Origin of the sequence: Gloeocapsa sp. PCC 7428, assembly GCF_000317555.1 — a bacterium.
Taxonomy (GTDB): Bacteria; Cyanobacteriota; Cyanobacteriia; order Cyanobacteriales; family Chroococcidiopsidaceae; genus Chroogloeocystis.
Genome location: NC_019745.1, coordinates 4,739,712 through 4,754,981 on the forward strand (window position 1 = coordinate 4,739,712; position 15,270 = coordinate 4,754,981).

Annotated in this window: 10 protein-coding genes; 4 read left to right on the forward strand and 6 right to left on the reverse strand. The window is 45.2% G+C overall.

All coding sequences use genetic code 11. From position 1 onward, the window contains the following. The first annotated feature begins 116 nt into the window (after positions 1 to 116). Together GLO7428_RS20860 and GLO7428_RS20865 are read left to right on the forward strand one after the other, a co-directional pair. Positions 117 to 920, forward strand: coding sequence for an SDR family NAD(P)-dependent oxidoreductase (locus GLO7428_RS20860; RefSeq protein ID WP_015190570.1), 804 nt, complete (start codon positions 117 to 119; stop codon positions 918 to 920). Between the two features lie 176 nt (positions 921 to 1,096). After that, the gene (locus tag GLO7428_RS20865; RefSeq protein ID WP_015190571.1) at positions 1,097 to 2,050 is read left to right on the forward strand and encodes a sugar-binding transcriptional regulator; all 954 of its coding nucleotides are present in this window, start codon (positions 1,097 to 1,099) and stop codon (positions 2,048 to 2,050) included. 663 nt (positions 2,051 to 2,713) lie between these two features. Here GLO7428_RS20865 and pgmB read toward each other — a convergent pair. Next, positions 2,714 to 5,731 carry a beta-phosphoglucomutase gene (gene pgmB / locus GLO7428_RS20870; RefSeq protein WP_015190572.1) on the reverse strand — a complete coding sequence of 1,006 codons (3,018 nt, stop codon included), beginning with the start codon at positions 5,729 to 5,731 and terminating at the stop codon, positions 2,714 to 2,716. Positions 5,732 to 5,750: 19 nt separating this feature from the next. Beyond that, entirely contained in the window at positions 5,751 to 8,156 is a 2,406-nt protein-coding gene (locus tag GLO7428_RS20875) for a sucrose synthase (RefSeq protein ID WP_015190573.1), read from the reverse strand. Positions 8,157 to 8,621: 465 nt separating this feature from the next. Here GLO7428_RS20875 and GLO7428_RS26245 point away from each other — a divergent pair, with 465 nt between their 5' ends. Then, positions 8,622 to 11,450 (forward strand): EAL domain-containing protein, encoded by a 2,829-nt coding sequence (locus GLO7428_RS26245; RefSeq protein WP_015190574.1) that lies wholly within the window; start codon positions 8,622 to 8,624, stop codon positions 11,448 to 11,450. Positions 11,451 to 11,457: 7 nt separating this feature from the next. On the opposite strand, the gene GLO7428_RS20885 is transcribed toward GLO7428_RS26245, so the two are convergent. Further along, positions 11,458 to 12,078, reverse strand: coding sequence for a Uma2 family endonuclease (locus tag GLO7428_RS20885; RefSeq protein ID WP_015190575.1), 621 nt, complete (start codon positions 12,076 to 12,078; stop codon positions 11,458 to 11,460). A 50-nt stretch (positions 12,079 to 12,128) separates the two neighbouring features. Then, entirely contained in the window at positions 12,129 to 12,623 is a 495-nt protein-coding gene (locus GLO7428_RS20890; RefSeq protein WP_015190576.1) for a cupin domain-containing protein, read from the reverse strand. A 116-nt stretch (positions 12,624 to 12,739) separates the two neighbouring features. Here GLO7428_RS20890 and GLO7428_RS20895 point away from each other — a divergent pair, with 116 nt between their 5' ends. Further along, positions 12,740 to 13,894 carry a serine/threonine-protein kinase gene (locus GLO7428_RS20895; RefSeq protein ID WP_015190577.1) on the forward strand — a complete coding sequence of 385 codons (1,155 nt, stop codon included), beginning with the start codon at positions 12,740 to 12,742 and terminating at the stop codon, positions 13,892 to 13,894. A 48-nt stretch (positions 13,895 to 13,942) separates the two neighbouring features. Here the strand turns inward: GLO7428_RS20895 and sfsA are convergent, their stop codons facing one another. Both sfsA and GLO7428_RS20905 read right to left on the reverse strand, forming a co-directional pair. Further along, positions 13,943 to 14,650 (reverse strand): DNA/RNA nuclease SfsA, encoded by a 708-nt coding sequence (gene sfsA, locus GLO7428_RS20900; RefSeq protein ID WP_015190578.1) that lies wholly within the window; start codon positions 14,648 to 14,650, stop codon positions 13,943 to 13,945. A gap of 86 nt (positions 14,651 to 14,736) precedes the next feature. After that, positions 14,737 to 15,183 carry a cupin domain-containing protein gene (locus GLO7428_RS20905; RefSeq protein ID WP_041919418.1) on the reverse strand — a complete coding sequence of 149 codons (447 nt, stop codon included), beginning with the start codon at positions 15,181 to 15,183 and terminating at the stop codon, positions 14,737 to 14,739. Positions 15,184 to 15,270: the final 87 nt, after the last annotated feature.

A 15,270-nucleotide genomic window follows, 5' to 3' on the forward strand; every position in this document is an offset into this window, starting at 1 on the left:
AATTTTATGCTCTAACTTTGGGCAAAAGCTCGATAATAGAAATCATACTTGGCTTTGTTGCAAAACTGAGAAGTTTATGCAGATTTGCAATAATTCTTCAATACAAGGTGAAAACGATGACAGCAAAAGCAACCTATGACTTTACAGATAAAACGATTCTGATTACCGGTGGTGCGGGAGAAATTGGCAAGACGACGGCTCGCCGTTTTGCGGCTAATGGTGCAGGTGTCGTGCTGCTCGATTTAAATGAAGCAGGAATGACACAGGTGGCTGAAGAACTCAAAGAGTACAACGTCCGAGTGAGTACATTTCGCTGTGACGTTACGTCTGCTAACGATGTTCATCAAGCCTTTACAGAGGCTGTGGGGCAGTTTGGGCACATTGATTATGTTTTTAACAATGCAGGGTATCAAGGCGCGTTTGCGAAGACTGACGAGTATCCTGAAGATGACTTTCAAAAAGTCATTGATATCAACGTAATCGGTGTTTTTTACATTCTTAAGGCTGCGGCGCGACATCTGCGCGATATCGGTGGAGGCGCGATTGTCAATATGGCAAGCTTCGCAGGGGTGGTAGGTCCAGCGAATATGTTGGCTTACGCGGCTTCTAAGTTCGCAGTTGTTGGTATGACTCAAACCGCAGCAAAAGACCTTGCACCTTATGGTATTCGCGTCAATGCGCTGTCGCCTTCATTGATTGGTCCTGGTTTTATGTGGACGCGACAGACGGAATTACAAGCAGCAGTAGGATCGCAGTATTTTGATAGTGACCCTAAAGTAGTAGAGCAGCAGATGATTAATTCAGTACCAATGCGTCGCTTGGGAAGTTTAGAAGAAGTTGCTAATGGCGTAGCGTTTTTGATGAGTGAAGAGGCAAGTTATATTACAGGATTTAATCTAGAAATTACTGGTGGGCAATAGAATTGCGATCGCTTCTCATTTTTTGAGCAATGTATATTTTATTGAGCATTTGCTTATATTTGTAAATCATTCTTTTGGTAGTTGCTCCATTTCACCCTACGAGCAACACAAATACATTTCCCCCCTGCTTCCTCTGCTTCCTCTGCCCCTTCTGCTTTCTTACGTCAAGGTACGATATGAGAGAACCCTTACTAGAGCGGCGCGATCGCAAACTTGATCTCGCTGCACGCGCGGCTTGGCTATATTACATTGCAGGAAATACTCAAGAAGAAATTGCGGCAAAGCTCAATGTCTCTCGACAAGCTGCGCAACGCTTAGTTGCATTTGCAGTCAGCGAAAAACTGATCAAATTTCGGCTCGATCATCCTTTGAGTGAATGCATTGCGCTGGCTGAATCGTTACGCGACAAGTTCGCGCTGTCTTTGTGTGAAATAGTCCCAACGGGTGAAACCTTTGATGGAATTGGCGTGTGTGCTGCTACGTATCTAGAGGCTTACCTGATGGCAAAAGCCCCAACCGTATTGGCATTTTCTTCAGGACGCACATTGCGATTAATGGTTGAGCAAATTCCTGCAATGAACCAACCGCAGCATAAAATTGTGTCAATTATTGGTAATATGTCGCATTGCGGACGCGCGGGACGCAATGAGGTTGTGATCCATTTATCGGATCGCGTTGGTTCGCAAGCGTATCCAGTGCCGACTCCGGTTGTCGCAACAAGTAGCGAAGAACGGGAACTGTTACAAACGCAGCGATCGTTTATAACGGTAAAGACGCTTGCAGAACAAGCTAAAGCAACATTTGTCGGGATTGGCGACATTGCGTGGAATGCACCGTTACATCAAGAAGGCTTTATCAATGATGAAGAAGTTGCTGAGTTACTTGAACTTGGAGCAGTTGGAGAAGTCGCAGGTTGGGCATACAATCGCCACGGAGAGATACTGCAAAAAGGCACAAATCGTCGTGTTGCGAGCGTACCACTTGAACAACCCGCGCAGCGACTGATTATTGGTGTAGCAGGCGGTGCAAAAAAAGCAGAAGCCATTCTAGCTGCGCTGCGTGGCAAGTTAATCACGGGACTCATTGCGGATGAAGCCGCTGCTCAAAGGAGTCTTGCACTGGTAATCTAAGATTGCGTCCGGTTCAAGACTTATTCATTCAGGAAGCGGGGGAGAACTTCTTTATAGTTGTCATTTTGTGAAATGGTGTATGTATAGCAGAGATTAGGGTTGAAAATCAGTTAGGGTAGTGGTTATTCGTGCCTTCAATGTCCTAACTACCCCAACGAGACTGCTGTAATACCAATTCGATAAATGAATGCTATAGATATAGCAGAGGTCAGGAGTCAGAGGTCAGAGGTCAGGGGTGAAAATCAGTTAGGGTAATGGCTATTCGTACCTCCAATGTCCTAACGATCCCTTCGACTGCCATAAACCCCACCGCCTTATACCGTTTCACTTTGAAGTTGCTACAAATAGGCAGCAGAGGAGCAGAGGAGAAATTAATTGTAGTTCTCATTTAGTGAAACAGTATTACCCAACTACCGTGTACACACAAGTGGTCGGATTAGCAAAGTCCCTGGCGAAGTACCCCCCAACCCCCATGCATTGCGGGACTTCTGAGCCAGTTCTGCTTCAAAGTCCCCCAAATATGGGGGATTTAGGGGGCAAAAAGCTTGGAGCGAAGCCAGTCTAGACTTGTGTGTACACTGTAGCCTTACCCAAGGGGAGGTTGGGAGGGGTATACCGATGATGTGTAGCTACTAAAAAAGGGTATTGGTATAAAACAGTGTTTCAACTAAGGCACTGATTGAGTTTAGATAAAATACCTGCCCAAGTAATATCAGCGAAATTCGGTAACACGACATGAGCGTTTCCGACGCGTTCTACAGGACCTAGACCTACTGACCACATTCCGGCGGCTAGGGCTGCTTCAATGCCTGCGGTGGCGTCTTCAAACACAACACATTCAGCGGGAGGAAGCTTGAGTTGATTCGCGGCGTAGAGAAAGAGATCGGGGGCAGGTTTAGGGCGCTCTACACTGTATCCATCGGCGATCGCATCAACTAATTCAGTAATGTTTAATTTTTCAATGACAGTACGAGCATTTTTACTCGCCGATGCGATCGCAATTTGTATTTGCTGTTGGCGAAGTTCGGTAAGGAGCGATCGCACTCCTGGTAGTAAGTCATTGAGTGACATTGAGTCGATGAATTCTTGATAGTAGCGATTTTTGCGCTCCATCATTTCTTCAAGTTGGGCTTCGCTATAGGTGCGATCGCCGACGATTTTGAGCAGCGACTCGCGCCGAGAGATTCCACGTAATGCTTCGTTTGCTTGGCGATCGAAGGGTAACTCTTCTTCGTCGGCTAAACGTTGCCAAGCGCGGTAATGATACTCTGCGGTGTCGGTTAACACGCCATCGAGGTCAAAAATCGCGCCGCGCAGGTTAATGGTGGGAGAAGCTTCGTGCATTTCTGGTGATGGGGATGGGTGGTGCGAATTCATTTCAGATGCTGAATGAGTGATATCAAAGGGATGCCATGTGCCGCGCCAATGTAGCTTAAACGCAAGTCGCGTCCAATGTGGGGGAAGGTGGGGGGTAGCAATTGGCTGATTATCCTGGAAGCGAATTCCCGCAAAGCCAAAAACGATCGCTTGCCATGCACCTCCAGCACAAGCGCCATGAATGCCTTCGGCAGTGTTACCGCGCGTGTTTTCTAAGTCCACCAATGCGGCTTGCAAAAAGTGTTTGTACGCGGTTTGACTATCACCTAAGTCGGCTGCTAAGATCGCATGAATCGCAGGTCCAAGCGATGAGCCATACGTAATATCGGTGCGCGGAGCGTAATAATCCCAATTGGTTTTTAAACTCTCAGGATTGTAAGGAAACTCCTGCAATTGCCGCATTAAGTACAGCAACATTAAAACATCGGGCTGTTTCAAAACTTGTCGTTTATTTGCCCCATCAATGCCCAGAATCGTTTGCATCGATTTGGTGCGGGGTTCATAATCTTGTAAGTTAATATCTTCTAAATTGCAGAAGCCTTCAAACTGCTCGATGAAACCTGTTTCTGCGCGATACGGAATCCAAAGGTGATTTGCAATATCTTGCCAGCGTTGCCGACGTTCAGGCGTGATTTCGAGTTTTTGGGCGAGTGCGGCAGCTTGTTCGGGAAACGTGCGATCCAACCATGCGTAGACAGCGATCGCTTTTTCTAAATGCCACTGCGTCATGCGGTTGGTGAAGGCATTATTGTTCACGTGATGCTCGTGATATTCATCCGCGCCGATCACTTCGCGCAGTTCGTAGCGTTCAAATTGGCTATTCCACTCTACCCGACTCATCCAAAATACAGCAGTATCTAGAATGATTTCGGCACCATAATCGCGCATCCAAAGTTCGTCGCCTGTCGCTTGCCAGTAATTCCAGATCGCATAAGCAATATCGGCACTGATGTGAATTTCGCGATCGCGGCACCAAATACGAATATCGCTCGCATACGGATCGGAAGGTAGTGCCCAGCGGGGTGTGACCTCATCGCCTGTGTCGGCACTTTCCCAAGCATACATTGCACCTTTGTAGCCGTAACTGCGGGCTTTGCGCCGCGCTCCTTCTAAGGTGTGATAGCGGTAGGTGAGTAGACGGCGCGCTAATTCTGGCTGCGTCAACGTAAATAGCGGCAGAATAAAAATTTCAGTATCCCAAAAAATGTGACCTCGATAGCCAAAACCAGATAACGTTTTTGCGGGAATACTCGCTTGCTGGTGATGCCAGGGAGCGCTAATAAGTAATTGAAACACGCTATAGCGAATCGCTAACTGCGCGCGAATATCGCCTTCAACGATGACATCACTTGTGTGCCAAGCTGATTTCCATGCTTGTTTGTGCTGTTCCCAACATTCTGGATAACTCGGCAATGTTACTAATTTACTCTGCGCTGCCTTGAGGGGATATTCGATGTCTTGCGAAGTATAAACTGTAACCATCTTTTCCACTAACACCGTTTGTCCGATTGCAGCTTGATACGATGTAGTGAGCGTGGGATAGCCTGGTGCGCTTTCACGTTGAAATGTCGCGTCTACGCCCTGAATGATTAATTTGGCTGCCATCCCCAATTCAATTTGAGATTGACGAGTACGCGCCGCTAGCCAAATTGCAGGTTCGAGTTGCAGATCTTCGGTGAAATTTGTTTCCGTTTGGTCTTGAGTTAACAAATCCCAATGATTAAAACCCTGGTTTTCTGCGTAGCCATTGATACTTGCGTGAACGGCGATCGCGCCTTCCCAATCGATGGGTGTAATCAAACAGCGCAATCCTAAAACATGAGGATCGGCTAAACTGGCAAATCGTTCAAATTGGAGATCGAGCGTTTTACCGCTGGGGCTACGCCAGCGAATTGACCGCCGCAGCAATCCGTAGCGCAAATCAAGTCGGCGTTCGTAGGATAACACCTCGCCTTGGTCGAGGCGAAATCGTTCGCTACGTCTTGGATCGTCATTAAGCGTAATCGTTAATGGCAGCCAGTCGGGGCAATTCACGAGTTCGGTGTACATCACAGGAACCGCATCATAAACGCCCTGAATCAATGTCACAGGCATCGCCCGCGGGTAGCCTTCTTCAAAACTGCCGCGCGTTCCTAAGTAGCCGTTGCCAATCGTAAATACGGTTTCTCTTGCATGAAGTTGGTTCGGGTCGAAACCTCGCTCGATGAGAACCCAGTCGGTATACCGTAGGTTGTTGGTTTGTGAGGGTACCGGTGCTTGAACGCTAGTAGTTTCCCTTAAAAATTGACTGACCGCCTGACTCATTTCTTACTCCTCTGCCCGTTTATCGCTGCTTATGCTCGTCTAAAATTTGTGCGGCTCTGGGTTTATACAATAAGTGGAATAAGGCATCGAGATAGCTTTGCAGCGCTTCTCGACTGCTGCGCGAAATATAATCCCAAAAACCATAGATTCTAGCAAACAACAGTAATTGTTTCACATGAGTTTGCCAATTGCAGTGGCGATCGATGCGCTGAATCGCGCGATCGGAAATCGTTTGCCACAATTGGGGATCTGCATCGCATTGGTTGAGAAAATTTAAAATTTTCCAGGTGGTGTCATCAAAGTTGGTGGGGTTGATGTAAAAACCGTTGTCGCCATCTTGAATAATTTCGGCAATACCGCCAAATTCAGTAGCAAAGACAGGTAAGCCCGATCGCATCGCTTCGAGAACACTGCGCCCGAATGCCTCAAAGCGCGCAAAGTTGATAAAGATGCCACGTTTGTCTGCGATCGCGCGATAAACTTCGCTCATCTGGTCGCTATGAAGTTGCATCCCAATCCAGCGGATTTGTCCTGCGAGTTGATATTGCGCAATCAGCGCATGAAGTTTTTCGATTTCTCGTGCTTCTTCAGAAGTACTTGCTTCGGTAACGTGCTGTTTATTCGTAATCAAAATTAAATTGCAGCGATCGCGCAGTGTTGGCGACTGCCCAAACCAAGCAATTAATCCCGTTTGGTTATTCGTTTGACTAATCGAACCGACGGCTAGAATCGGGCATTTTTCCGCGTCGTCTAAGGTTCCAAAAATTGCAGCGTCTTGGCGATGAAACAGCAGATCGCGCACGCGATCGCGTTGGTGTCGCGCTTCAGTTTGGAAGTAAGGATAATAGCGCAATTCATTGATACCAGGCGGAACAACATTAAACCGAGGACTAAATAAATTGATACCATCTACCACGTGGTAAAGCTGCGGCATTGTAAAGCATTTGTAAGATTCATACTGACCGATCGCATCTGGAGTGCCAACAATTTCTTGATACGACGAAGCAATAACGAAATCTGCCGCATTCATACTGATCAGATCAGCCGTAAATTGCGCTGAGAAATGGTAGTGTGGCTCAAATTCCTGCCAGTAGAGATCGCTAAACAAATATCTCGATTTTTCTAACGAATGCGCAATGTTACACTGAATTGCGTTGAATTGGCGCGCGAGGAGAAATGATACCAAGTTGCCATCGCTATAATGACCGATGACTAAATGGGGATGTCCGCCAAAATGTCTGACAAGTTGCGGTGCGGCATCGAGGGCGAAAGATTCGAGATAAGGCCAAATTTCAAACTTCGAGATCCAGTTTTGCGTCACATTCGGGTTAAATTCGCGAAACGGGACGCGCAAAATCCAACCGTTTTCTGTACCTTCGAGTTTTTCAATGCGTTGATTGCAATAAGTTCCTTCGCAGTTGGGAATGAGCCGCGTCAAAATTGTAACCTGCGGTTGAATACCCAGCCATGCAAGTCCTGCTTGTTGGACATCTGCTTGCAGTTGTTGTTCTAGGTGTCGTGCTTGTTCTAGAACATAAATAACTTGCCCCATCGTTTCGGCGCGTCCTAGAACTTCTTCTTGCCCTACCCAACCGTGAATGGATACCAACACAACGCGCAAAAAGGCAGGAATCCGCGATACAAAGGCTTCGAGTAAAGCCGGCGATGGAGTTGTGAGCAGGCGATCGAGCAATTCAAGCGTTTCGTAAACTCGTCCGGCGGTATTGCCCCACCCTGGTTCAAAGCCTAATTCCTGCAAAGCAGGGTGTAGCGTAGTATAAGGCGTATCTGATGGATATTGACTCACTTTTTTCAAAGCTTGCGCCACTGACTCATGCAGTTGCGTCCTTGATGCGATGCGATCGCCGATCAACAACGGAATACCATCAAATTCTTGGCGCTGTAAAACTCGAAACAGTGCTTGTACCCAATAGTCAGGATTTGCCGATAGTTGATCGCATAAATAATGATTGAGAAATGTTAATCCCTGACCAATGTTTCGCGGGTCATCAATGCTGGGCGTGTCGCGATGAAATGGTTGAAAGTTAATTTTCAGAATTTGCGAATGTTCGCTGTGGACAAAGCGATCGCGGACATCAAGCAACGCGCGTACCGAAACAGGTTTAAACTGTGATAAATCAGCACTCAACCACCAACTTTCTTGACTAGCAATGCGCGTGCGTAGCATCAACCAAATAGCGCCGTCTTCTAAGAGAATCTCATGAATCGCATGGATCAGTTCGCCAATGGCTGATGAGCGAAAGAAATAAACGGGTTTTTCTTGTTCCTGGCAATAGTTGGCAAAGGCATGGAGAATTTCATTTCTCAGCAGATATACCCGATCAATCGCAGATAATTGCTCAATAAACTGCTGAAAATCCTTTTTCTCTTCACTCTCTAAAACTGCCCGAATTAACGTTTCCATAATCGACTCCTGGCAATTGCCCATCGCTAGCGCAGAGTCAGGACATAAACTTATCTGCACAAAGCAGTTTGACTATGACATCAATTCTCAATTGAGAAGCATTATCTTCATCAACGCTGAGCGTCAACTTGGATTGTGCCTCCTTTATTTGAAAGCTAGTGTCATACCTCCCTTGATCAAATAGCGACGTGACTAGAAGTGACCTAATTATGCCTCCTTGAAAGCAGGCTCTGCCACAAACTAAGGGTGTAGATTCTTCTGGTATTCTTAGTTTTTTCTATGAAGCTTGGCAGATAACTTCGCAACGACTATGGCAATTAAACTGTTTGCTTTTAACCCTGCTACGGGCAACGTATTGCCTTGCCCCCAGACTCTTGCTATCAATAATTTCCGAGATTTTGCCATAGCACATCGAGCATAACTGCGATACGATCGCATATCTGGGGCATTCCGGTGACTAGGGTAATGACAACAACACTCACGCTGATAGCGACTTATGATGTTCGCTTAGTGACGCTTTCGGTAGTTATTGCGCTATTTGGTTCTTACATTGCTTTAGACCTCGCAGGACAAATTGCCTCGGCGCAAGGATCGGCAAAAAAATTATGGCTTATTGGCGGTACAGTTTGCTTAGGTATGAGCATCTGGGCAATGCACTTTATTGCGATGCTTGCTTACCAGTTGCCGATTCCGGCAGTATATGACTTGACGATTGTCTTTGTCTCGATGGCGATTGCAATTACGGGTGCGGGTGCTGGATTATTTATTGTTACCAATAAGCAACCTCTGCAACGGTTCTCTTTATTAGCAGGCGCATTGTTTGTGGGGTTAGGAATTGTTGGTTTGCACTTGACTGCGATGGCGTCGATGCGCGTTGCTGCTGTTCCGGTGTATAGTCCACAACTGATGATGCTTGCTGCTACTACGGCTGTCGCGTGTTCGGGTAGTGCTTTATGGTTGGAATTTCACCCTTGGACGATACAGGCGATCGCTTCTAGTATCCGTAAAATCGGCAGTACATTTCTCCTCGCAACGGCAATTGTAGGAATGCACTACATTGCTATGATTGCTGTTAACTTCCAGCCCGACGCGCAAATAACAGCACAAACTTCACCAGAAGTCAATAATGGTCGGTTAGCACTCTTAATTGGAGTTGCAACTTTGATCATTTTGATTCTGACGCTGTTGGCTTCGTTCTTTGGGCAGCAATCAATTGCTAACATAGCTAAACTTGAAGCTCAACGTCAAAGTGAAGCTCGATTCCGCGCGCTTGTACAAAACGCTTCGGATATTATTGTCATTATTGCAGCAGATTGCACCATAAGTTATCTTAGTCCATCTGCTAGTCGCATTTTGGGCTTAGAACCAGAACAAGAACTTGGCAAAAATGCTTTGGAACTTGTACACCAAGAGGATGTTTCTAAAGCACAGCAATTACACGCAGAATTACAAAACACTACTGGTGTCAAGATCACAACAGAATTACGCCTCAAACATATCAACGGCGATTGGCGCGATTTTGAAGTGATTATTAATAACTTACTCGCCGAAGCGGATATCGGGGGGATTGTCGCTACGTGTCGGGATATTAGCGATCGCAAAGCACAACAGCAACAGCTATATATGTTAGAACGCGCTGTCGATCAGTCAATTGATGGCATTGCTGTAAGCGATTTAGAAGGCAAAATACTCTTTATTAATCCGGCTTGGGCACAAATGCACCGCTGTAGCCAAACTGAAGTCGTTGGGCAGCACCTTAGCATCTTTCACACCGAAGAACAGATGCAGCAAGAAGTTTTCCCTTTTCTGGAAAAATTGCAACGACTAGGGGCTGACTCTGGAGAAATTGGACACAAACGTTTTGATGGTACTCTCTTTCCTGCTCAAAAAGCAGTTGCGGTACTCAAAGATGGTACGGGTAAAGCCATCGGTTATACTGCGATCGCCCGCGATATTACCGAACGCAAGCGCGCCGAAGCTCAACTGCGCGAATATGCATTCCACGACCCCTTGACAAAACTGCCAAATCGTGCATTATTTATGGAGCGTTTGGAGTACGCACTGCATAAAATCAGACGCGATCGAGACTATTTATTTGCCGTTTTGTTTCTTGATTTAGACCGCTTCAAAGTGATTAATGATAGTTTAGGGCATAGTTGCGGCGATCAATTACTTGTTGCGATCGCCCACAGAACCAAAAATTGTCTGCGCCCTACCGATACCGCCGCGCGCCTTGGTGGTGATGAATTTACAATTCTTTTAGAAGATATAAAACATATCACTGATGCGATTCGCGTTGCCGATCGCATTCAAAACGAACTCAAGTTACCCTTTACGCTAGGCGAGTACGAAGTCTTCACAACCGCAAGCATCGGCATTGCTTTGAGTCATTCCGGTTACGATCGCGCTTCCGATTTATTACGCGACGCTGACATTGCAATGTATCGCGCGAAAACGCACGGTAAAGCGCGCTACGAGATTTTTAACACTGAGATGCACGTGCAAGCAATGGCACGCTTGCAATTAGAGAATGATTTGCGCCGCGCCGTAGAACGTCAAGAGTTTCAACTTTACTATCAACCGATTGTATCGCTCAACAGCGGTAAGATAGCTAGCTTTGAAGCTTTACTCCGCTGGCGACATCCTCAGCGAGGCTTACTACTACCCAATGAGTTTTTGTCAGTCGTAGAAGAAACAGGGCTAAGCGTAGCCTTAAACTTGTGGGTGTTGTGGAAAGCTTGCCAACAAATGCAACAATGGCAGCAGCAGTTTACTACCAATGCACCGTTAGCGATTTGCGTAAATTTTTGCAGTCAACTCTTTGCACAAACAAATTTAGTCGAACAAGTGAAAACGGTGCTTGAGGAAACAAACTTAAATCCTCAAAGCTTGAAAATCGAGATTACCGAAAGTGTCATTTTAGAAAATGCTGCATCGGCAACAACACTGCTTTTAGAACTCAAAGCTTTAGGTATTCAACTTGCGATCGATGATTTTGGCATAGGATACTCATCATTGGGTCGATTATACAGTTTTCCGATCAATGTTTTAAAAATCGACCGTTCATTTATTGCGCAAGCTGATACGAACTCAGATAGCTTAGATATTTTTGCGACGATCGTTACATTAGCGCACAGTTTAGGCGTTGATGTCACCGCAGAAGGAATAGAAACCGCACAACAACTTGCGAGAATTAGAGAACTCCACTGCGAATACGGACAAGGTAATTATTTCTCATTACCAGTTGATAGCAAAGCCGCCGCCGCACTTATCAAACAGCAACCACAGTGGTAGCAGCTTATTAAAGTTTTGAAAACTGGCTAGCTGCAACAATTTGTTCTACAGTCAGGTTTATTTCTGGGAAAGTTGGCGAACTAATTTTATCCGCACCTTTAAAAGCTTGTGTTTGATACTTATTATTGATTAACTGGTGAATAAAAACAGTAGGTACTTTCGGCGAACCTAAGATTGTGCGAGAAGCGATCGCTAAATAATCAACAATCCAATATTCAAAAATTCCTAACCGCTGATACTCATCAAACTTATCAACGTAATCATCTTCCCAATTTGTAGAAATAACTTCTACCGCAAGTTGAATCGGTTCCGTCACCGCACCGTAAGTCGATACATTACTGTTCCATAATGTACTAGAAACAACCCCAACATCAGGGTTTCTTCCTTGTTCCTTCCCAGATGCTGTAACAGTTCGGATAATAATATCTTTATCAACAATGTAATCGAGTCCTAACCGCCTGATTTCATCATTGAAAGCAAACATGAGAAACCTAGCAACATTTTTGTGCGCCCTCGTCGGTTCCACCTGAACAATTTCTCCATCCACCAGTTCAAAGATACCTCTACCATCTGGGTACTGTTCAAGAAATTCGATGAAACTCAATTTTTTTACTGTGGTGATATTCATACGATTTGAGAATTGAGATTTTGATCGCGTATCAGGTAGAGATTTGGTATTTAGTCACTACTAACTTTGCTACTCCAAAAATCCTGTAGCATCGAATCATCAACAACGTAGGCTGAATCACCATCGCGGATCGCACGTTTGCCCAACCGAGGAAAAACACCGATATCACAATCTTTTTTTTCACCACCCATGAGATAAACAAGATCTTCACGAAAAGGATTGCGGAGATGGTGTGGTTGTTGCGGTAACCCAAAGCCCATAAAGTCACCTGCTGCGACTTCGTATTCACTGTCGCCAATTTCTGCAATACCTTTACCCGCGAGGATATAAATCCATTCTTCCTCGTGACGATGCAAATGATATATAAACGATTCCTTACCTGGTGGTACGCGGGCGATCGTCACTGCGATACGCTCAAGTCCAACTATACGACTGAGTGTCCGCATATAGAGTTCTGAATTTGGGTTGAGTGGGTGGTGAAATTCAATCTCATCCATCGAGTGAATCTCTGATGCTTTGAGTAGAGAAGGTGGTTGCTGCTCCATAATGACTCTTCTCGTAATTTGATTCAATGATTTAAGCTACTCACAATCTTGGCACAAATAAGCTGAGCGTAACTGTGACTACATTAGAGAAGGGGGTTTTGAGGAATCGCGATTTCATGCTGCATTGCGGACAAATTTTACAAGGGCGCTATCAACTGCAAGAAAAACTCAAAGATTCGCTACTCAAGCAAACTTGGCTAGCAGTCGATCTGGCGACACAACCAACAACGTTTGTAGTGATTAAACTACTAACTTTCACCGATGCTACACGGTGGGAAGAGTTAAAACTATTTGAACGCCAAGCCCAGGTACTCAAGCAGTTAAATTATCCACAAATTCCACGCTATCAAGATGAATTTTGGCTAGAAGCGCAAGAGTCTGCTTATGTTCTTGTTCAAGAATACATTCCTGGTAGATCGCTTGAACAGTTACAACAACGTTGGAGTGAAGCACAAATTCACCAAATTGCGAAACAGGTATTAGATATCCTTGCATACCTCCACGAGTTACATCCGCCAGTTATCCATCGTGACATCAAGCCGAGTAATTTAATTTGGGGTGATGACGATAAAGTTTATTTAGTTGATTTTGGTGGAGTTCAAGATCAAACTGTATCGCCAGGTGCAACATTTACAGTAGTCGGAACTTATGGTTATACACCATTAGAACAATTTGGCGGTAAAGCCGTTGCCGCATCGGATTTGTATGCTTTGGGTGCAACTTTAATTCATTTGCTCACTGGCATCCTACCCGCAGACTTGCCGCAACACAACTTACAATTGCAATTTGCAGAATTAGTCAATTGTAGTCCTAGTCTACTAAGTTGGTTGCAGAAAATGACCGAACCCGCACTAGAAAAGCGATTTGGTTGTGCACGTCAAGCGCTAGCTGCTTTAGAATCTGGAATTGTGCTTGATGCAACTTTGGTAAATAACTCTGGTAAGGGTGGTTTATTTAATGCATCGATCGCCGTACCCGCAGAAATTCAAGGTTGGAACTGGGGCGCTTTTTTACTTGCACCATTTTGGTTAGTCGCGAATCGCGTGTGGATTGGGGTATTATCCTGGGTTCCCATCTTGGGATTTTGGATGGCGATCGCGCTTGGTGTTAAAGGTAACGAATGGGCGTGGAAAAGTCGCCGCTGGGAAAGTATTGAACACTTCCAAAAGTCTCAAAAACGTTGGGCGATCGCTGGAATTACTGCGGGAATTGCCATTAATCTTGTCGTTTGGCACTTGGGAATATTGTTTTTACTTTCAACTCTTTTCTAAAAGGGGTAATTGGTAATTGGTGTTGGTTTGATGATGGACGAGCCGAGTTTAAATTTTTAGTTCGGCTAATCCCAAATACTCAATACCTGCGGGGGTAATGTTGAAGCGACATGGTAGTATTTTTAAACCTAATGCGATCGCTGCACGCAATAATTGACCATAAATTGGATCGGCACTATCTCCAGGGGCAAATGCGGTACAATCACCGCGATTGATAAAGTACAACATCACTGCATCGCTTGCTGGTATTAATGCGGTAAGTTCGCGTAAATGTTTTTGTCCGCGTGTTGTTTCTGTATCAGGAAATAACCCGGTACGCCCGTGAACCCAAGTTGTGCTTTTGACTTCGATGTATGTTGTGCGATCGCCCGTCAACACAAAATCTACGCGACTTTTCTTGTCTGCACCGTAGGGAACTTCAAAGCGAATATTGTCGTAACTCCCCAAAGGAAACAAGTTTTCTTCTAACGCTAGCTTAACAATCCGATTCGGTAAACTTGTATTCACACCTACCCAAGTCGGTTCATTGTCATTGACTAGAATCATTTCCCAAGTGTACTTAAGCGATCGCTTCGGATTGTCACTATAAGACACCTGTACAGCACTACCAGGTTGACAAATTCCTGTCATTGGTCCTGTATTCGGACAATGTGCTGTCACAACTTCCCCAGACGCCAACTGCACATCTGCAAAAAACCGCTTATAGCGTTTGAGAAGAACACCAGGATACAACGTTGGGTAGTGGTAAAGAATCATCAATCAAGCAAAAGCAATGCTACTACTGTAACAGCCTTAGTATCCTTAGTATCCTAGGTGGTTCAATCAATCAATTTCCTGTATTCCTACGCGATCGCCCGATTTGCTTGTGCATCCATTGCCAAAACTGCCATTGCCGCATCAATATTATACGGACATGGTGGTCTGTGTGGTTTATAGTCTTTTTCGCTCGTTGCGCGATGGCGTAATACCGCATTGACTAATACGCATGGTTCTGGAGATAAATTAATTGCTCCATGCAACACTCCTGGGGGAATTTTTACTACTGTAGGTTTGCGATCGCTCAAGGGTATGTATTGATAACGGCGATTCACCAACACCACTAACACAAAACTTCCTTTGACTACCAATAGTTGGTCAGTTTGTGTTTTATGAACAAAAAGATCGTCAATTGTGTTTGGTGGAATCTGTACCAGCATTGTCTCGTGACTTGATTGAGGGGTATAAAACTCAGTCATACCCCCCTTTATTGCTGATAGCGGACGAATCTCTACACCCCTGACCGAACTCATACCAGCACCCATAGATTTCAAGACTTGCTCTCTAGTCTATGCCACCTTTTTATAAACAGTTGTTACAGATGAACAAAAATGCCCAAA